Origin of the sequence: Clostridium porci (genome assembly GCF_009696375.1) — a bacterium.
Lineage (GTDB): Bacteria > Bacillota > Clostridia > Lachnospirales > Lachnospiraceae > Enterocloster > Enterocloster porci.
Genome location: NZ_VUMD01000007.1, coordinates 156,108 through 176,775 on the forward strand (window position 1 = coordinate 156,108; position 20,668 = coordinate 176,775).

17 protein-coding genes are annotated in these 20,668 nt (G+C 49.8%); all 17 read right to left on the bottom strand.

Going from position 1 to position 20,668, the window contains the following annotated elements:
- Positions 1–50 precede the first annotated feature (50 nt).
- Complete coding sequence (locus tag FYJ39_RS09815; RefSeq protein ID WP_154472287.1) at positions 51–1,424, bottom strand: V-type ATP synthase subunit B; 1,374 nt, start codon at positions 1,422–1,424, stop codon at positions 51–53.
- On the bottom strand, positions 1,424–3,199 hold the full coding sequence (locus tag FYJ39_RS09820) for a V-type ATP synthase subunit A (RefSeq protein ID WP_154472288.1): 1,776 nt from the start codon (positions 3,197–3,199) through the stop codon (positions 1,424–1,426). Before FYJ39_RS09820 ends, FYJ39_RS09815 begins: the two co-directional genes overlap by 1 nt.
- A 111-nt stretch (positions 3,200–3,310) precedes the next feature.
- Positions 3,311–3,628: a V-type ATP synthase subunit F gene (locus tag FYJ39_RS09825; RefSeq protein ID WP_154472289.1), complete on the bottom strand. Its 318-nt coding sequence runs from the start codon at positions 3,626–3,628 to the stop codon at positions 3,311–3,313.
- Positions 3,621–4,586: a V0D/AC39 family V-type ATPase subunit gene (locus FYJ39_RS09830; protein WP_154472290.1), complete on the bottom strand. Its 966-nt coding sequence runs from the start codon at positions 4,584–4,586 to the stop codon at positions 3,621–3,623. Before FYJ39_RS09830 ends, FYJ39_RS09825 begins: the two co-directional genes overlap by 8 nt.
- Positions 4,587–4,622: 36 nt before the next feature.
- Entirely contained in the window at positions 4,623–5,216 is a 594-nt protein-coding gene (locus tag FYJ39_RS09835) for a V-type ATP synthase subunit E (RefSeq protein WP_154472291.1), read from the bottom strand.
- 38 nt (positions 5,217–5,254) lie between these two features.
- Positions 5,255–5,737 carry a V-type ATP synthase subunit K gene (locus FYJ39_RS09840; protein WP_154472292.1) on the bottom strand — a complete coding sequence of 161 codons (483 nt, stop codon included), beginning with the start codon at positions 5,735–5,737 and terminating at the stop codon, positions 5,255–5,257.
- 2 nt (positions 5,738–5,739) lie between these two features.
- Positions 5,740–7,755, bottom strand: a complete 2,016-nt coding sequence (locus tag FYJ39_RS09845; RefSeq protein WP_328597539.1) for a V-type ATP synthase subunit I — start codon at positions 7,753–7,755, stop codon at positions 5,740–5,742.
- Between the two features lie 21 nt (positions 7,756–7,776).
- Positions 7,777–8,085 carry a hypothetical protein gene (locus FYJ39_RS09850; protein WP_154472293.1) on the bottom strand — a complete coding sequence of 103 codons (309 nt, stop codon included), beginning with the start codon at positions 8,083–8,085 and terminating at the stop codon, positions 7,777–7,779.
- Between the two features lie 446 nt (positions 8,086–8,531).
- Positions 8,532–11,579 (bottom strand): efflux RND transporter permease subunit, encoded by a 3,048-nt coding sequence (locus FYJ39_RS09855; RefSeq protein WP_154472294.1) that lies wholly within the window; start codon positions 11,577–11,579, stop codon positions 8,532–8,534.
- Between the two features lie 14 nt (positions 11,580–11,593).
- A complete protein-coding gene (locus FYJ39_RS09860; protein WP_154472295.1) occupies positions 11,594–12,757 on the bottom strand; it encodes an efflux RND transporter periplasmic adaptor subunit in 1,164 nt (387 codons plus the stop codon).
- 224 nt (positions 12,758–12,981) lie between these two features.
- Positions 12,982–13,875, bottom strand: a complete 894-nt coding sequence (locus tag FYJ39_RS09865; protein WP_154472296.1) for a LysR family transcriptional regulator — start codon at positions 13,873–13,875, stop codon at positions 12,982–12,984.
- A 150-nt stretch (positions 13,876–14,025) separates the two neighbouring features.
- Positions 14,026–14,955: an ABC transporter permease gene (locus tag FYJ39_RS09870; protein ID WP_154472297.1), complete on the bottom strand. Its 930-nt coding sequence runs from the start codon at positions 14,953–14,955 to the stop codon at positions 14,026–14,028.
- 64 nt (positions 14,956–15,019) lie between these two features.
- Positions 15,020–15,967 carry an ABC transporter permease gene (locus FYJ39_RS09875; protein ID WP_154472298.1) on the bottom strand — a complete coding sequence of 316 codons (948 nt, stop codon included), beginning with the start codon at positions 15,965–15,967 and terminating at the stop codon, positions 15,020–15,022.
- 1 nt (position 15,968) lies between these two features.
- Positions 15,969–16,982, bottom strand: coding sequence for an ABC transporter ATP-binding protein (locus FYJ39_RS09880; protein ID WP_154472299.1), 1,014 nt, complete (start codon positions 16,980–16,982; stop codon positions 15,969–15,971).
- Positions 16,975–17,955, bottom strand: coding sequence for an ABC transporter ATP-binding protein (locus FYJ39_RS09885; RefSeq protein ID WP_154472300.1), 981 nt, complete (start codon positions 17,953–17,955; stop codon positions 16,975–16,977). Before FYJ39_RS09885 ends, FYJ39_RS09880 begins: the two co-directional genes overlap by 8 nt.
- Before the next feature lie 110 nt (positions 17,956–18,065).
- Entirely contained in the window at positions 18,066–19,718 is a 1,653-nt protein-coding gene (locus FYJ39_RS09890) for an ABC transporter substrate-binding protein (RefSeq protein ID WP_154472301.1), read from the bottom strand.
- A gap of 103 nt (positions 19,719–19,821) precedes the next feature.
- Complete coding sequence (locus FYJ39_RS09895; RefSeq protein ID WP_154472302.1) at positions 19,822–20,556, bottom strand: precorrin-2 C(20)-methyltransferase; 735 nt, start codon at positions 20,554–20,556, stop codon at positions 19,822–19,824.
- Positions 20,557–20,668 lie beyond the last annotated feature (112 nt).

Below are 20,668 nucleotides of genomic sequence, written 5' to 3' on the forward strand. Positions count from 1 at the left end.
TCTTCATTGCCCTGCAAAATCCATTCCCTTACCGGGCTGTGACTGCCAGTTTATTTTGCATCATAATACAGGTCGAGAAATTTGTCCTTAATACGCTTTAGTTCACTTCTTGGAAGGATACGCAAAAGCCGCCAGCCGATGTCCATGGTTTCCTCTATATCACGGTCGGTATAATAACCCTGGGAAACATACTCTTTCTCAAATTCATCCGCAAATTTGGCGTACAGCTTATCCATATCGGTCAAAGCCGCCTCTCCCAGAATCACCATCAATTCCTTAGCGTCCTTACCCCGGGCGTAGGCAGCGAAGAGCTGGTTCATAACATCGGCATGATCCGCCCTTGTCTTTCCTTCACCGATACCCTTATCCTTTAGACGGGACAGGGAGGGCAGCACGTCGATTGGAGGCGTGACAGCCTTGCGGTACAGCTCACGGCTTAAGATGATCTGGCCTTCCGTGATGTAGCCTGTAAGGTCAGGAATAGGATGGGTCTTATCATCCTCAGGCATGGAAAGGATCGGAATCATGGTGATGGAGCCATTCTTGCCCTTCTGACGTCCTGCTCTCTCATACAAAGAAGCCAGATCCGTATACATATATCCAGGATAGCCTCGACGGCCCGGAACTTCTTTGCGGGCTGCGGAAATCTCACGAAGCGCGTCTGCGTAATTTGTAATATCCGTCAAAATAACCAGAACATGCATGTTCTTCTCAAAGGCCAGATACTCGGCCGCAGTGAGAGCCATACGGGGCGTTGCGATACGCTCTACCGCCGGGTCATTGGCCAGGTTAATAAACATTACGCTCCGGTCGATAGCCCCTGTCTCCCGGAAACTCTCCATAAAAAAGTTGGCTTCCTCAAAGGTGATGCCCATTGCCGCAAATACTACAGCAAAAGGCTCATTGGTGCCGCGCACCTTAGCCTGACGGGCAATCTGAGCCGCAAGGTTAGCATGAGGAAGACCGGATGCTGAGAAAATCGGCAGCTTCTGCCCCCGAACCAACGTATTCAGTCCGTCGATGGCAGAGATGCCGGTCTGGATAAACTCCTGAGGATAGCTTCTGGCTGCCGGATTCATTGGTAGGCCGTTAATATCCATACGCTTATCAGGCAAAATCTCCGGGCCTCCGTCAATGGGCCTTCCCAAGCCGTCAAACATGCGGCTCAGCATATCCTCAGATACACCAAGCTCCATAGCCCGGCCTAAGAACCGTACCTTGCTGGAATCCAGGTTAATGCCGGTAGATGCCTCAAATAGCTGCACCATAGCGTTTCCGCCGTCAATTTCCAATACCTTGCAGCGCCTCTTTTCGCCGCTAGCCAGCTCAATCTCTCCCAGTTCGTCGTAGGTTACGCCCTGCACGCCGCGAACCAGCATCAAAGGACCCGCTACCTCTTCGATCGTTCTATATTCCTTGGGCATTAGAAGTCCTCCTTTCTGAGCAATTCTTCTCTAATCTGATCTTGAAGCATATTCATTATATCCGCATATACGGTCTCCAGCTGTGCTTCCTCTGTGTACTTGAAACGTCCGATTGCCTCGCGGACAGGCAGGCTGACCAGACGCTCAATATTCACGCCCTGGCTTAATGCCTGGCCTGAATGGTCAAAGTATGCCAGAATCAGCTTCATCAGCATATGCTGCTTTGTAAGGGAAGTAAAGGTATCCACCTCATGGAAAGCGTTCTGGTGGAGAAAATCCTCACGGATGGAGCGGGCTGCTTCCAGCTTCAGTCTGTCTGGAGCAGACAGAGCGTCCATACCGACCAGCTGTACGATTTCATTTAGCTCGGACTCTTCCTGAAGGAGTCTCATAAGGCGGGCGCGAAGCTTCGTCCAATCTTGGTCCACCTCTGCGTTAAACCATTTCTCCATGGTATCGACATACAGGGAATAACTGGTCAACCAATTTATGGCAGGGAAATGCCTTTTATATGCCAGATCGGCATCCAGGCTCCAGAATACCTTAACGATACGCAGGGTAGCCTGGGTCACAGGCTCGGAAATATCTCCGCCTGCAGGGGATACGGCTCCGATAACGGACAGAGCTCCCTCTCTGTTGTCCTTACCCAGGGAAATTACACGGCCGGCGCGCTCATAAAACTGTGCCAGACGAGAGCCCAGGTATGCAGGGTAGCCCTCCTCACCGGGCATTTCCTCCAGACGCCCTGACATCTCTCTAAGGGCCTCGGCCCACCGTGAGGTGGAGTCCGCCATGAGGGCCACAGAGTAACCCATGTCACGGAAATACTCAGCAATGGTGATACCTGTATAAATCGACGCCTCACGGGCCGCAACCGGCATATCAGAGGTGTTGGCAATCAGTACGGTACGCTCCATCAGAGACTTTCCGGTCTTTGGATCCTTCAGCTCCGGAAACTCGTTCAAAACGTCTGTCATCTCATTGCCTCGCTCACCACAGCCAATATAAACCACAATATCTGCATCTGCCCACTTGGCCAGCTGATGCTGCACTACTGTTTTACCAGAACCAAAGGGCCCCGGTACAGCCGCAACGCCGCCCTTGGCAATGGGGAAGAGACAGTCGATAACGCGCTGCCCTGTTACCAGCGGCATGTCCGGTGAAAGCTTTCTCTGGTAAGGACGGCCCTTACGTACCGGCCACTTCTGCATCAGTCCTACCGGATGCTCCCGGCCCTTTTCATCCGTTACCACCGCTACGGTGTCAGTTACTGTATATTCACCGGCGCTGATATAGGTAAGGGTTCCCGCTATTCCAACAGGAACCATAATCTTCTGCTGTACTACATCGGTCTCCTGAACCAAACCAATGATATCTCCTCCGCTTACCTTATCACCCACAGCAGCCTGAGGCTCAAAGCTCCATTTCCTGTCACGCTTTAAGGAGGGAACCTCCACGCCCCGGTTTAAGAGATTTCCACCTGTCGCCTCCATAATCGCATCCAGGGGACGCTGAATACCATCATAGATGCTTCCAATGAGGCCAGGCCCCAGCTCCACACTCATGGGAACGCCTGTGGATTCCACCGGCGCCCCAGGTCCCAGTCCGGAGGTTTCCTCGTAAACCTGAATGGAAGCCTTATCGCCATGAATCTCTATAATTTCGCCTATCAGACGCTGTTCGCTGACGCGAACCACGTCGAACATGTTCGCGTCACGCATGCCTTCTGCAATGACCAGCGGACCGGCTACTTTTTTAATTACGCCTTTGCTCATCTTTTACCTCCTCGTTACGAGCGATTAGTGACCGTCTTTTGGCCACTTGCATGCGATACATACCATCTCCACCTAGCTGGTTTCTTCCAGCTTTGTGAAGCGGCAGCCCGCTTAGTTGTTGAAAATTATATCTGAACCCACTGCCTGCTCCACTGACTTCTTAACTGCCATAATTCCCCTGCCTGTATTGCCGGACACACCGGGAATCAAAATAATTGCCGGAAGGTCAGCTTCGCGGTAGCGGTCAATCTCCGGTTCTACCTGGGCTGCCAGCGCCTCAGTTATATAAATCACAGCATAGCCGCTTTCTCCCAGCTCCCTTAATTTCTTTCCTGCCTCCACCGGGTCTGTCACAGGAAAGGGTTCCAGACCCAGCGCCGCAAAGCCGTAGATACTGTCGCGGTCGCCCATCACTGCAATCTTATACATACATCTCCCTTACCCTTTCCCGAATGGACTCCTCGGGAAGATGGTTGAGTTTCCCGGAAAGTACAATCCGAACTGACTTGACTTCATTTTCACGTGCTAAAATATAAGCTGCCAGCGGTCCCAGCCCAAAGGGAACGTACTGCTGAGGCTTCATCCTTCGTATCATCAAATTATCGCACCACCGTTCAAAGGCAGAAGGTGAACGGCGCAGCTCTTCTACTGCGTCTGCATAGGGAGTGGATTCCAGATATAAGCCAATGGCATCTTCTCCCTCAATGGCCGCCTGGGCCAGGCGGTAAATGTCCAAGGTATCACAAGGCGCCAGCGCCTGTTTCAAAAATGCCCTGTCCTTACCGATCCGGGAGGCCCGCACCGCTGTTTTTATATCTGCCGCTGCCACTGTCAGCTCCGCATAAAGCTTCAAAAACTCATTGCCGGATTCCTTTCCTGCACGGTAAATGGCCTCCAGAGCCGCCTTGTCGATAATAATATCGCATAGCTGGCCGTCTTGGGTGTGTAAAAGGGCTCTATAAGCCTCTTTTGCAGGACCCCTCATAGCCTCAGGCAGATTCTGGAATTCGCGGTTCTGGATAGAATCCCTTATCCGTTTTACATCCAGCGTCCCCTGGCTAATAAAAATGCCCGGAAACTGGTGGCCCATTCGAATCTCCTTAATGGCTGCTTTCAGATTATGGTAATCGTTGGCATATAAGAACACATCAAACACCGACCGGTCCTCCACAAGCTCCGAAATCAGCCCCCAGGTTTTCTCTCGTTCCGCAGCCAAAAGCTCCTCCGGATTTGTGATACCGTCGCCTCCCCAGCCCTTTTCATGCAGAAGCTGGATGCATTGATCATAGCTTTTTGCAGCTGTCAACTGCTCTAAAAATGCACCGGATAGCAGGGACAATTCTTTGGAACGGATACGGGCTACTGCATAAATATATTTATCTGCCATTCAAAAGTTCCTCCTAATCAGTTTAACGCCCTTTGTTCATGAAAATAGAAGCTCCTGCGCTTTATCCTGTAATGTCTCACGGGCCGAATCAAAGATTGCGTCGAAGGAGCAGTTCTCCTCAATCCCGCCATAGGTAAGCACAAATCCGGCGTCAATGTCTCTGGAGCCCGCAGATACGTGCAGCACTGCCCCCTTATCCTTTAAGGCAGCGTTTATCTGTTCTTCAAACCCTTCCGGAAGCCGGGCTAAGTCCTTAGCTGAGAATAGAAGCTCTCCTTCCCCGGTCTGTGCGGATTTGACTGCCAGCTTTAAAAGCATCTCAAAATAGGCCTCTCCATCCAGGCTTTTAAGCTCTTCCTTGGCCCTGGCGATGGTTTCCCCAATCAGCCTCTGCTTCTCAGCCAGAAGACTTCCCCGCTTCTTCAGCTCTGCCGCTGACCTTCCTCTTTCAAGGATATTAGCCACAGCCTGGTCTGAGCGCCTTTCAATGCGGCCGCACTCTTCCTCTGCCTCTTTCCGGGCCATCTCAAGGATTTTTTCCGCCTCTGCCCTGGCAGCCTCTATGGTGCGGGCTGCCGCCCCTTTGGATTCCTCTTCAATCTGGCCGATGATTTTATCTAATCCCGCCATGCCTGCTCTCCTTTCTTGAGTTCCTTCGGTTCGCTTTGTTATACGGTAACGCCTGCAATACCAAAGATAGCAAGAATGGAAATAAGCAAAGCCAGAATAGCGTAGGTCTCAACCATAGCCGGGAAAATCATGGCTTTACCAAACTGATCTGGTTTTTTGGCCACTAAGCCGATACTGGCTACCGCAGCTTTTCCCTGCTTGATAGCAGAAAACCAACCCACAAAAGCCATAGGAAGGCAAGCAGCCAGGTATAGGAAGCCTTTAGCCAGGGAAATATTGGAATCTCCGCCCATAATGCCAATCTGCGTCAGAGTGATAAAGCCAATGAGCAGACCGTAGATACCCTGAGTACCAGGAAGCAGCTGTAATACCAGAACCTTACTGAACTTATTTGGGTCTTCCGTAACGACTCCCGCAGCAGCCTCACCTGCAATTCCAACTCCGATAGCAGAACCAATTCCTGCAAAAAGCGCCGCAAGCACCGCTCCTGTTAATGCTAAAACAATTCCCAAATTCTCCATAACTAAATGTCCTCCTTAACTCTATAATATTTTGTGTGGATAGCGAAGGGTTCGAATTTCCTTCCGCCTCCTTCATAAAACTTCCCAAAAAACTCCACAAACTGCAAACGATTTGTATGGACGTAGGCTCCCAGGGCGTTAATTGCCAGATTGAGGCTGTGTCCGATGATGAAAACCAAAATGAAAACAATGATTCCCGGAATGGAATTTCCTACCATGCTTCCCATCTTATTAAATACGGTGGAAATAACGCTGGTCGCAAGTCCCAGGGCCAGAAGTCTGGAGTAGGACAGGATGTCACTAAGATACGAGGTAACTCCGTATGCGCCGTACAGTCCCTTTAGCAAACGCTTAAACCAGTTCCTGGATTCCCTTCCGCTGGTCAGTATAATTCCTAACAGTCCGATAAAGGCAACTGCTGCTGCCGCTGTTCCCGCAGAGGCGGGAAGTGTGAAGCTCAGTCCCAGCATTTCCGTAAACATGGACATAGTCAACAGATACACAATGCCTCCGCCTACCAGCATATACCAAAATACCGCGTCGTAAATCCCGTCCATGATCTGTCCGTTCTTTATGCAGCTATAGAGTTTAACGCCAAGTCCTGTAAACAGATGGATAATTCCCAGCAGGAAAGCAAACACCAGCATCTTCATAGGCAGGCTCACAGGCTCAAACCAGATAGGCGCAAGCCGTATATCCGGCCGGTTGAAAAATGTGGTGGCGATTACATTCACCGCATCTCCAAAGAAGCTGCCGAACATAAATCCCCAGAAGGCAGTGGATATCCCACAGAACATAAACATTTTGATGGTTTTCCTAAAGCCCGGCTCCATGTTCTTAAGCTTTAGCAGGCAATAAGCGCAGCCGCCTGTCATAATCAGTCCGTAGGCTGCATCGGAAAGCATCAGACCGAACAGTACATAGTAGAACATTGCCACAACCGGAGAGGGATCCATCTCACCCCTTCCTGGAAGGCTATAGCTTTCAATAACCCCCTCTACAGGCTCCACAAACTTATTATTGTGAAGGAGCACAGGTACGTCCTCCATTTCTTCGGGATCGGCAAATTCCACCACGCTGTCGTATTGCTCCTTTAAAAGCTTCTCCAGCTTCCGTGCCCTATCCTCAGGCACATAGCCGGTGAGCAAAAATACGCTTCTGGACTGAACCAGGCCGCTTAACACTCCATATTTCTCAGCCCGCATAGTGTAATAATCCGCCACAAACCGAAGGGCTTTCCGATCCGGGGCCATGGCTGCTATTTTATTTTGGGTCTCCTCAATCTCCGCCCTTACTCTGTCAAGCTCCTTCTTAAGCTGGACAGTCTGCCTGGCAGGCACCATAGAGGTAAGGGGCGGTTTCACAAAGCTCAGCTTTTTAAGAGCGCCCTCCACAGCCTCCTCATCTGCTCTGGAGCAAACAACAAAAAGACAGGTCTGCTGCTTTCCTCCACTGACAATGGTTATATCGACAGTTTCCACCTGGCCTGTCAATACGCCAAGCTTCTCTGTTATCTGTTCCAGAGATAGTTCCTCCTGTATGGAACCGATAAACGCCGCTGTCTTTTTGGTTCCCTTAAAGTCAAGCGGCAAATCAAAGGCGCTCCAGGGAGCCAATGCCTCCAGCTGCTGCTCCAGCTTTGGTATCTGGGCCATGCATTCCCCAATCTGTTTTGCATAATCCTGTATGCGGCAGGCCTTTTTGATGGCCTCCTCGTGATTTACCGCATTGCTTTCGTATTCATCCACAGTAAGGAGCTCCCTGCCTGCAAAGGATGAAAGGATGCTCTTCTTCTCGGGAGCATACTGTTCCAGCACGGCAAGAGCCTGCTCCGCAATTACAGCATTTCGTTCAAACACGGTTTTTGAAGAGGTTACATCCATTTTACGGAATGTATTATCTTCCTCCAGCACATTGCTGATCTCCAGCGCTCCCTGGCGCTGCAGAAGCTCAAGAGTACCCTTCCGGTCCTTCTTCAAGCCGCAAATCAGCACTTTTTTCATAGGCACGATTGCCACTTTTAAGCGCCTCCCTTCCTACTACAGCAGCTCTGATAAAATCAGCTTCACTGCCTGCTCTTGTCTACCAGCTGCCTGACTTCGCAGCGCTTCTAGCTGCGATGCCTCTTCCCTTATGGCAGCCTGCATCATAGCTTCGCTCTGGTTCCAGGCATCCTCTTCTCTTTGGGAAGCCGCTTCTGTAGCCCTGCGGGTCATATCTTCTTTCAACTTCTCGGCCTGATCCCTTGCCTGTGCTACAATTTCTTCCGCCTCCTTCATCGCAGCTTTTTCTGCCGCTTCTGCCGCAGCCTCCGCCTTGCGAATGGCGTCAATCGTCTCCTGGGCCAATCCAATATCCCCCTTTCTAAATCAGAAATCCCGCAAATAGTCCTTGCCGGTATATGTAGCTAGTGTACGCCAATTACCCTGCGAGAATACTATGGTAAATACATCCTTACTAAAAAATGCAAGCTTTTCTGCATTTTCCCACATCTTTCCTGATATTTTTTACAATACGAATCAATTATAACCCATCAACAAAAAATCATCCGCCTACTTTCCTTTGCTGCAGAAAGTTTCCAGCTATCTATATTATTTTTTGTATGATGCGCTGCATTAAGAATGCCTCAAAAGTCTACTGATTGTTTAAAGCAATTTTTTCGACATCCTCCTCCATTACAAATAGGCTGCAGGCAAAAGGCGCTCCCTCGTCCATCTGCAGCCATATTTGTTTTATCATATCATTTTTTTCAACATTTGAAAATAGTAATCTTTTAACATTTTTTTAATGCGCTTTAATCTGCTATAATTACACGCTTTTTCCCACTGCCGTTCATCAGGCTGTAATATACAGGAAGCATCAGCAGAGACAGGATCGTAGATGCCGTAAGTCCTCCGATGTTTACCAGAGCAAGACCCTGTGTAGTCGCGCCGCTGTCTCCCAAGGCCATGGCCATAGGAACCATGGATACCACCGTAGTCAGAGTAGTCATAAGGATTGGACGGAGCCTCGTAGCGCCTGCCTCAATAAGGGCTGTATTCAAATCCATCTCCCGTCTGTATTGATTCACCGTATCCACGTAGAGAATACCATTATTAACAACAGTACCAACCAGCATAAGGAATCCCAGAAGGGAGGTCATGCTGATGGCGCTGTCTGCTAGCCACAGCAGTCCAAAGGCGCCGATAAGACAAAAAGGAATGGTAGTCATAACCATGACGGAGAACTTAGGCGACTCAAACTGAGCGGCCATTACCACAAAAACCAAGAACACTGCCAGAGCGATGGCCTGGAACAGCGCGGTAAACTCCTCTGCCATGGATTCCTCCATGTTGCTTTTTGCAACCGTTACACTGCCGGATACATTTGGAGATACCACCTCTTTCTGAAGCAGGGCCTTCGTATTCTTGTTTGAGTTCTCAGTATAAACACCGCTTATGGTGGCCCTGTACTGCTTATCCTGCCTTGAAATAGAAGCAGGGCTGTCCGCGAAACGGATTTCCGCCACATCTGTAAGAGCTACGGAGCTTCCGGCAGGTGTCTGAAGGGTTATGGTTTCGATCTGATCCAGGGTTCTGTAGCGATCCTTGGGATAGATAACCTTAATATCCACATCCTCACCGTCAATCTCCATCGTAGTCGCTGTTATACCGCTGAGCATATTGTTAAGTGTCGAGCCTATCTGAGCAGGCGACAGCCCGGCCGCCTTAGCTTTGATGGGATTAACTGTAACTTTAACTACGGAAGCCGCATTTTCAAGGCTGGAATGTACCTTGGTAAGCTCAGGCCGTGCTCCTAAGGCCTCGGCTATCTTATCACTGGCAGCCTTTAAGTCATCATAGTTGGTACTCTGTAGGTTTACCTGATAGTCGTTTTCCGATCCCATCATAGCGCTGACCTGAGAATACTCCTCAACTGTGATATTGGTATCCGGTATTCCTCCTAGCTCCTTCTTCCACTGCTTCACTACATCCTTCGTCTCCATCTTACGGTCCTTCTTAAGATAAACCGTAATCCCAGGATCGGAGCTCATGCTTAGGCCTGAGCTTCCTGCCAGAGTAATGTAGGATTCCACATCCGGGCACTGGACAATCACGTTTTCTATCTTCTTCAAGATACCGTCGACCTTTTCAATTTCCATACCCGGCTTCATCTGAGCAGTTATGGAAATCTGTCCCTGGTCATCCTCTGCCATCATCTCTGATCTAAGCTGAGTCGCAAGGAAGAAGGAAAGAGCCAAGAGCGCAACGGAGGCAAGCATAACGACAGCTCTTTTTTTCAGAAAGCCTTTCATTATATTTCTGTATGCATCCTGCATTTTCTCAACAGGCCTTGAAAATGGAGCTGTTTTCTTCTCAATCGGCTTATAAATCATGTAGCAGAGCGGCACGACCGTGATGGCGGATATCAGAGAAGCCGTCATACAGAATACGATGGTAAAGCCCAGGGGCTTAAACATCTGTCCTGTCATGCCCCCCAGCATAGCCAAAGGCAAAAACACCACGCAGGTCGTCAGAGTAGAACCGATGACGGACTGATACACAACGCCGGTTCCAGTGAGCGCCGCCTTAGCAAACTCCTTAAAGCCTGTGCCATCGGTCGCTCTGAAACAGCTTTCCAGTACAACCGTGGAGTTATCCACCATCATACCTACCCCCAGCACCAGCGCGCTCAGGGTAATTACGTTCAGGCTAAAGCCCATAAGCTGCATCAATATAAGAGAAGACAGGATGGATACCGGGATAGAGCTTCCCACAATCAGTGAAGCCTTCAAATCTCCAAAAAACAGCCAGATGATAATCATGGAAATGATAACCGCCATAATCATAGTCTGGATTACAGAGGTTAAAGAGGACATAATAGAATCCTTATCATCATCTACCACTGTAATGGAAAGGGTTGGGTCCTGACTGGTCAGTTTTTCGATTACCTTATGCACATCTTTCGAAAGAGTAAGGGAAGCGGCATCCTGCTGCTTGCTGATAGTCACAGCTACCATATCCTCTGCTGCTCCGTCCTCTGGTTTATAACGGGCGATGCTTTCCGGATCATCTGCTCCCAAGTACACATTTGCAACATCACTCAGATACACGGTGCGATTTCCCGGTATGGAAAGGGGAATATCCTTCAGGCTTTCCAGTTCGCCGAAGGGCTGCTCTGTCGATACGGACAGCTTTTGGTCTCCTACTCGTGTATCGCCGGCAGGATAGGTAATATCCGCGCCTGCAATATCATTGGAAATGGAGCTCATGGACACGCCGTATTGCTTCAGCTTTTCAGGCAGCAGCTCTATTTTTATGTATTTCTGGGCGCCTCCTGTTACGGAAACCTCTGCCGCGCTGGGCAGCTTCTCAAACTCAGGCGCCAGGGTATTGTTAACATAATTATAAAGATCCTCATCCTCACCATGATTAACCGCAAGGATGATATTGGGCTTCATGCTGGTATTCAGCTCCAGCATGATGGGTTCCTCCGCATCATCCGGTATCTCGGTTTTCACCAGGTCTATCTGCTTCTTCAAATCATCATACGCTTCGTTCATATCATAGCCGTACTTATACTGCAGCGTAACGATGGACATATTCTCCCGGGATGTGGAGGAGATGGTATCCAAACCGCTTAAGGTACTGGCTCTATCCTCAATCGGTTTCGTTACCAGTTCACTGACATCGTCAGGGCTGGCTCCGGGATATACGGTCATTACAATCATCATAGACATGTTCATGTCCGGCATTAGCTCCAAAGGTGATTTCATCACTGAGGATAGTCCAAACACAACCAGGCAGAGGATGGCAAGCACCGTGCTGACTGGTCGTTTTAAGACAAGTTTCGTTAAGCCCATTTTCCTGCCTCCTTCTACTGTGCCTGACTCTGGTCTGCAGCGGGACTTTCAGCTTCTGCTCCCTGAGATTCTTCTGTCATGGAGGTTTTCAACGCTTCATCATCTTTGCTCACCGTAACTGGAGCCTCACCCTCCAAAGTTACCTTGGTTCCCTCCTTTAGCTCAGAGGTCCAGGTGGTAAGAATCTGATCCTCCAGGGTAAGACCTGAGGTTACAATAATATAATCCTTATCAAAAATTCCTACCTCCACAGGAACCTCATGAATGATTCCCAGGTCATAGGTGTAGACGTAGGCGTCACCTCCCTTGTAATATACGCATTGGGTAGGAATGAGCATTACATTTTTCTCAGATGCAGAGGGAACCTTAAGCTCCACGGTGGTTCCGGCAGCCATCTGCTCATTATCCTCCACTGACGCCTTAATCTTAAACAGGCCTACGGAAGCCTCCGCCATGCTGCTGACTTCAATCACTGTGCCTGGATACTCTTTTCCTTCTTTACTTACAACAATAGGAGTACCCTGTGTCAGGTTGTTCTTCACCTTCTCTGTTACATAAAAGGATACGTTGTTGCCGCTGTCCCCCGCAATCACGCAAAGCTGCATGGAGGAACCGACCGTATCATGAACCTCTACGTTAAACTGCTCTACGCGGCCGCTTATAGGAGAGGTTACATGGCTGAATTCCATTTGATTGTCATATCCAATCTTAGCAGCCTCATACTGAAGGCGCTTAGCCTCCGCATTCGTTTGATAGCCTTCAAACTCCTTATCCGATACAAATCCGGAGGCGTGAAGGGGCGCCATACGGTCCAATGTGGATCTGGCGTCATCCCAGGCGACCCTGGCTGTGTCCATCGCGTTTTTAGCGCTTGCCACCTGCTTTGTATCAATTTCAAGAAGCACCTGACCGGCTGAAACAACATCGCCCGCCTTTACGTTAACTGCGGTTACATCTCCGCCTGCCTTTGGATATATATACACAATATCCGCAGGCTCAATGGTGCCGATCAGGTTCGTAGTCAGCTCAATATTTCCCATATGGGGGTTCTCTGCTGTTACTACCGGAGCCGGCGTCACTGCCACAGGCTCTCCCTTTCTGGTCATGCGGAAAATCAATAGCGCCGCAAAGGCAACTATAATGACTCCCCAGATTATGCGCACCTTCATCTTTCTCATTTTCCTCTTTCCTTTCATAACCTTTATTATTCTTGAGAAACAGTATGACGTAAAAAGAATAAAACAAGGGAAAGGAGCTGCTGTCCTTGGCAGCCTTTTCCCCAACATGATAAATTTATTAACGGCTGCTTTTTAACAACCATTTTAACAATCAAGAGTATTTTAGACAGTAAGACCCCTCTTTGTCTAACACCAAAAACCGGACAATTAACAACCAGAAATTGTTAATTAGAAAGATTTTTCAGAAATTTTATAAAATTTTCAAATCTATTTTCATTCTGTTTATGCCAGAGCACGACTACATTGGCATAAGCTTGATTGGTAGAATTTGGAAGAGGATACATTTTCAGGCGGTTCCCATAGTTGTGATAAAACTCCTTAAAGCCGATGTGGATTCCTTCATCCGCGATCAATGCCAGCTCCAAACTATTGACATTCTCAAAGAAGCGCGCTTTGTTAAGAATATTCTCCCCATTGGAAATAAATTCAAACAGACGCATTTCCGCACCTGCAAAAAAGTTTTTAAAAAGGCACAGCATTGTCTGTCCTTTCAAATCCTTCAGTGTCAGCTCCTCCTTGTCTGCCAGGGGGCTGTTTCTGGACACAACATAGTAAAGGGGAAGCCTTGCAATACTTGTTGCCCCATACTGTTCTCCGATCTGTTCAAAAGAGGGGATAAAGGTTACAGCCATTACCAGATCCGCATTATGGCTGCTTAAATCCTTCACATCTGTAAATTCAAAGATATCAAATTCCGTATCCGGGTCCTGAGCCATATAGTCAGCCAAAAGATTACCGGCCATCTCAACAATGCCGCTCATCCCCACTACAGCCAGACTGATACGGCTTTTGGAGCGCTCTCCTTCCTCCCTAGCCATATCGATGGAGGCTTGAATTTCCTTAGGGATATCCCTCCATCTCCACAAAAGCAGCTCTCCGCTTCTGGTAAGGCGCACATCTCTTGTGGTTCTGTCAAAAAGGCGCAGCTCCAGCTCCTTTTCTAGGGAAGCGATCTGGCGGCTTAACCCCTGCTGGGAAATATAAAGCCGTCTGGCTGCCTCCGTAAAGTTCAACGTTCTGGCCGCTTCCAAAAAACACTCCATCTGATGGATGGTCAAATCCGTCACCTCCTTCCATTTACGTTTCCTCGGCCGTCAATCCGGACAGACAGGAATATCCATCTGGAGGCTGCCCCCAAAGCAAACTCGTCCTTCACCCTCAGCCGGAGGGCTTACAATGCTCCTCCACTTCTGCCTTAGAATAACTATTCACTCACATTCGTTCTGCTCCTCCCCAGAAAGAGAATTCACATTCATCACTGACGAAGGATCTAACGCATCTCTCAAAGCGTCCCCCACAAAGTTGATAGCCACCACAAGCACTACAATCAAGAGCCCCGGAGGAATCCACAGCCAGGGCTGCCTGGTGAGGATAGTCAGGGACTGGGCGCTGCCCAGCATGTTACCCAGGCTGGCCGCAGGCGGCTGCACTCCCATACCCAGGAAGCTTAAGGAAGCCTCGTCCAGCATGGAAAGCGCCATAACGGAAGTGGCATACACCAGGATGGGCGCAACCGTATTAGGCAGGATCTCAGAAAAAAGAATATACCTGGACGGCATGCCCGCCACAATGCTGCTCTTTACAAAATTTGTCTCTCTCAGGCTTAAAACATTCCCCCTAACCAGACGGGCAATGCCTGGCCAGTCTACAAGTCCAAGTATCAGAATGATACTCCAAAGTCCAGGCTCAAAAATTGCCGCCGCCACCAAAACCAGAAGGATATAAGGAAATGACATGACCATATCTGTAAACCGCATGATGGCTATATCCAGCCACCCTCCGAAGTAGCCGCCCATCAATCCCAGAACCACTCCGATTGCTGTGGAGATCAGGGTCGATAGTGCACCTACCATCAGAGAGACGCGGGTGGCATAGAGGAGCCGGCTTAACATATCCCGGCCTATCTGATCCGTTCCCAGCAGGAACTTGAGGCTTGGGGCCGCGCCGAAGGGCCCCACAATCTCCTCCGGATCGTAGGGTGCGATAAGCGGAGCTAAAAGGGAGGCCAGACAGATAACAGCCAGCGCCCCCAGTCCCGCCAGAGCCAGACGATGGCGGCAAAACCTGCGCCATACCGTCTGACAATAGCGTTCCGTTTCTATGGTATTTTTATACAAAAGTTCTCTCTTTATTTTCATTGTAAATTTTACTCCTCTGGGCCGGGTCTGCCTGCCGGCATATGGGCGAAGCTCCCCACGCTTTCTATTGGAACTCGATGGCTGGATTTATGATAGCATAGAATATATCAGTCACCAGATTTGCCAGAAGCACTACAACGGCAGACAGCAGGCAGACGCCCATAATCACCGGATAATCCCTGTTTAAAATAGCGCTCATGGTCAAAAGCCCCAGTCCCGGCCAGGAAAAAAGCTGCTCCACGATCACAGCTCCGCCAAACAGCGTTGGAATCTGCATTCCGATTACAGTCACAATGGGCACTAGGGCATTTTTAAGTGCATGCCTGTAAATAACCCTCCGGCTGCCAATGCCTTTGGCCCGGGCTGTACGAAGGTAGTCCGCCTGGAGAATTTCCAGCATGGCGCTGCGGATGTAACGAATATTGGCTCCCGCCATGGATACAGACAGTACCAACACAGGCATCACCATGTGAGCTGCCACATCCGCCGCCCCTCCTGAGGTTCCAAGCGTCGTCATGCCTCCTGAGGGCAGCCACCCTAAATTGACGGTAAATAGATACACCAGCAGCAGGGACAGAAAAAAGCCGGGTATACTGCTTCCAAAAAAGGAGGCCGTTACCACCGCATAATCCCCCTTGGAATACTGGTGGATAGCGCTGTAGATTCCTGCAGGAACAGACATCAGCAGGCTTATAATCAGAGATACTCCCATAAGCAGGAGGGTAGGGCCAATATGGCTTCCTATCATACCGCTAACCGCCTGGTAGGATTTGATGGAATAACCCATATTTCCCTGGAACAGCTGACCCAGCCATATAAAATACTGGATGTAAAAGGGCTTATCCAGACCCATGGCAGCCTCCTTGGCCGCTACGGCAGCCTGGGAGATTCTGGCTCCCTGGAGCATCTCAAGAGGGCTTCCTGCAAAGCACATAATGGCATAGTCGATAATGGTAATGCCAATAAGGGTCGGAATGGCTATGAGAAGCCGTTTTATTATATACTTTACCATATCATCCTTCCCCTCCCTGAAGCTCTTTATAACGGATACAGGCCGTCAGATGCCGGCTTCCCGGCTCAGCTGGCTTTAACTCCATGTCTGCCTGGAGGCAGGCTTGCCTGCGGTAAGAGCATCTGGGATAAAAGAGGCAGCCCTGGCTGCTGCCGCTTATGAACTGGGCCTCCCCCTCCAGAGCCTTGCTGCTTCTCCTTCTTACCGCTCTTGGTTCTGCCACAGGAACCGCAGCAACCAAAGCCTTGGAATACGGATGCAACGGATTCTCAAAAAGCTCTCGATTGTCTGCCAGTTCTACGATCTTACCCAAATACATGACTGCAATTCGGTGGCTTACATAGTTGACTGCTCCCAGGCCGTGGCCTATGAAAATACAGGTCAGATCCAGCTCCTTTTGAAGGGATCGGAGCAGGTTTAATATCTGAGCCTGGACAGACACGTCCAGAGCGCTTACAGGCTCGTCGCAAACCAACAGGCTGGGATTCAGGGACAATGCTCTTGCAATTCCGATCCTCTGCCTCTGACCTCCAGAAAGCTCATGTGGGTATCGCCCCATGGCGGCATAGGGAAGGCCCACCATATCCAAAAGTCTCTTCACCTTTTGACTGGCTGTATGCCTGTCTGCCAGCTTGTGGTATAGCATGGGCTCTGAAAGGATTTCAAATATATGCTTTCTTGGGTTTAAAGAGGAATAGGAATCCTGAAAAACCATCTGAATCTGGGTGCGGATCGGCCTCCTGGCAGTGGAGGACATCGCAGTAAAGTCCATTCCCTCATACAGCACCCGGCCTGCTGTGGGGCGCTCCAGTCCTACAATCTGACGGCCAAGGGTGGACTTACCGCAGCCGGATTCTCCTACCAGTCCCAAGGTTTCTCCCCTGTAAAGCTGAAAGGTTACGCCGTCCACAGCAGCCACCCGGCCTCTTTTTCTTCCCAATATTCCTTTTTTAACAACATAATGCTTTTTCAAGCGCTCCACCTTAAGAAGCGGCATTTCTAAGACTTTATCCATTCAGCTCCACCTCCTTTGCCCTGCAGCAGCGGACCTTATGTTCAGGCCCCAGTTCCATCTCAGGCTGGGGAGCCCTACAGACCTCCCGGCAAAAGGGACAGCGGCCCGCAAACCGGCAGCCCTTTATTTTATCATATCGCTCCGGCGCCATTCCCTGGATAGACGACAGCACCCGCTCCCTGTCATCACCGATTCCGGGAACAGCCCCCAGCAAAGCCTTGGTATAGGGATGAGAGGGGTGATCAAAAATCTCCAATACAGAGGCTTGCTCTATCAGCTGGCCTGCGTACATCACCAGAACCCGATCCGCCATCTGAGCTACAAGACCCATGTCGTGGGTGATGAGCAGCACCGCCATCCCCACCTCTCTTCTAAGCTCCAGCAGCAGCTCCATGATCTGAGCCTGAATGGTTACATCCAAGGCGGTAGTAGGTTCATCTGCCACCAGAAGGGAGGGGTGGCAGGACAGCGCCATGGCAATCATCACTCTCTGACGCATGCCGCCCGAAAGCAGATGAGGGTACTTCTTCATAACAGCAGAAGCATCAGAAAGGCCTGCCTTTCTGAGAAGCTCCGCAGCTCTTTTCCGGGCCTCCTGTCTGGAAAGCCCCATATGAACGCGGATGCTTTCCTGCATCTGACTTCCAATGGTAAAGACAGGATTCAAAGAGCTTAAAGGGTCCTGAAATATCATTGTAAGCCGATCGCCCCTTATTTGATCCAGCTCCTTTTCCGTCATTGACAGAAGATCCCTGCCTTCAAACAGGACTCTCCCTTTTGTGACTGAACCTCCCCGGCCCAAAAGTCCCATAATAGACAGAGAGGTGACGCTTTTACCGCAGCCTGACTCCCCTACGATGCAAACCACCTCTCCCGGATCTACATGAAAGCTCACATCCTCCACACTTATACTTTTTCCTCCGTCACCGGTAAAGGTGACCTCCAGTCCCTTTACGTCTAGGATATGCGACATATGTTCCCCCATTTCTTCTAAATCCTGTATATACAAGGATTCCCAGAGAGCATTTGCCCTCCGGGATTTGGCTGCGCAGTTTTTATTTTTCCGTTTAGATCAGGCTGTATTTACTGGGCCATATCCCACTGCTCCACATGATTAAAGAAGCCGTATACGCTTGGCTCTGCCCCTGTAAGACGTTTATTCACAGCCGCAAGACTCTTTATTACATAGGCTGAAAACATAGGAACGTCCTCCTGTACCCTCCTGTCCACCACAGAATACAGCTTTCTCAGCTCCTCCCTGTCTGCAGAGAGCTGTACCTTAGCCAGAGCATCCCTGACCTCCTGGCTTTCGTAGCCGGTCCAGCTTCCCTCTCCGCCTAACAGCCAGGCCATATCCGCATATGGATCTACCGGAGGATATGTGTATTGAACAGCCAGAACATCGAAATCTCCTGAGCCCGCCCTGCTCATAAGAGTATTAATATCCATCGTCTGGATATCCGCCTTAATTCCCGCTGCCGCCCACTGAGCCGCAATCACAGAGGCCGCATTTACAAAGGCGCTGTCTCCGGAATCAATGCAGAATTTAATGGTGCGGCTGGTGTCCCACCCGCTTTCTGCAATCAGAGCTTTCGCCTTCTCAGGAGCGTATGGAAGGGGCTGGAGGGAAGGGTCAAAATAAGGACTGGCTGAGGACAGAAATCCATCTACCACCTCGCCGCTGCCCTTTAACAGCTGCTGCAGCAGCTGCTGTCTGTCAATGGCGTATACCATAGCCTGCCGCACCCTGGGGTCAGTAATATGCTCTGTCTTAACAAACACAGAAAGATTGGTAATAGGCGCCCCAAAGGAGGTCCTTACATGCTCCAGAGACTGGATGCTTTCATAATCTTCCAACGGAATGGCGCTCATGGTATTTTGAGTAATATCAATCTCTCCTGATTTAAGGCCCGCATATAACTGGCTGCCTTCTACGATTTTGATGTTAAGCCGGTCAATCCTGGGCGCGCCTCTCCAGTAGTTTCTGTTAGCCTCATAGGACACAAAGTGATCCCGGTCAAACTCCGTAACCTGGTAAGGGCCGCTCACAACATCCGGCCTATTAAACCATGGATTGGATGTAAGCTCCTCCTCGCTGATATTCTCAATTACATGCTTGGGCAGTGTCATCAGGTAACGGGCGTAGGAGTTCTGAAAGGTGATCAGAGACATAGGGGCTTTTGTTGTAAAGCGTACGGTCTTATTATCCACCTTTGTAATGCCGCTTATATGATCAGCGCCGGCCTCTACAAATCCGTCGTCTCCCACTCCTTCAAATACATAGTACATCATAGCGGTATTGGCTACCACAGGACTGCACAAGCGGAGAGCCGTATACACCACGTCATCCGCTGTAACAGGAGTGCCGTCCGACCAGCTGGCCCTGTCGTCGATGTGCACCAGGAAATTCCTTTCGTCCTCAGCCTGAATGGAATCTGCCAGCATGGGTTCAAAATTCATGTCCTTGTCCAGCTCTATAAGAGGCAGAAACATCAGGCCAGTAGCATATTTGTTTATTTCCACTCCATCCATAAGCAAAGGATTCAGAGTGTTCAGCGAACTGGTCACGCCGATGTTGACAATTTTATTTCCTAAAGCTCCGGCCTCCGCCTGCTCCTTAACAGAAGCACCTGCTGTTTTAGCTGTTCTGCCCCCGCAGCCTGCCAGCGATAATGCTATCATTGCAGGCAGGGCCCTTGACAGAAGCCGTTTTACCATTTGCTTTCTCTTTTTCATTCCTTCTCCTCCTCATTATCAACGGTAGTATAAACAGGACAATCTTCCGTCCTCTTGATGACCAGTTCCTTTGCCTGCGAATCGGATATTGACAACATAAATGTCAATCTCTTTCTTTTACAATTAAGAGGGTATAATATCCAGCTTCTTCGTCTAATTCCGCCGCTGAAGGGTACACCTTCTCCCCCTTCATTCCACAGCGCTGCACCCCCTTCGCTTCAAAGCCCTGTTCCGTCAAAAGCTTTTTCACCTGCGAAAGGCGGCTACCTGCCTTCATCAGAACCTTTGTGCCAGGGCAAGCCAGAGCCTCCTCTATCCGGTAAGAGGAAGGGAGGATATGCAGCTGTTGGGAACCGCTGACCAGAGGCTCCCCCAGTCTGGCTGCCGCCGCGCAGAAGGAAGGGACACCGCTGATAAGCTCAACCTGATAGCCCCCTTCCTTTACCAGCCTCGCCGCATACAGAGAACTGGCATAAATGGTGGTATCTCCAAGGGTCAGCCAGGCCACGGATATTCCCTGACTCAGATACTCTATAATGCGGTCTGCAGCCTGTCTGTGACTTGCAGACAGAACCTCCTTATCCTTTGTCATAGGCATAGACAAAAACAGATGCTCCTTGCCCTCTATTCCCTTCACAACGGGCGCCGCTATCTGATAAGCTGCGCAGTTCTCCCTAAGACTCTTTGTATCCTTCTTTCCACAGCTTTTATCACGCCTTGTAAAGTCCACAGAAAGAGCCACTACGGGACACTGCTCCGTCACCTGTACGGCCTTTAATGTCATAAGCATGGGATCCCCCGGGCCCGTACTTACACAGTATAAGCTTCCTCTTTCCATTGGTTCTCTCTCCTTGGACATAATGGTTAATTGTATCATACCTTGGCCTGAATAACAAGAATGCACTGCGTTCTCCCCTATTGAAAAATCCCCCCGCATCCAGCATGCGAAG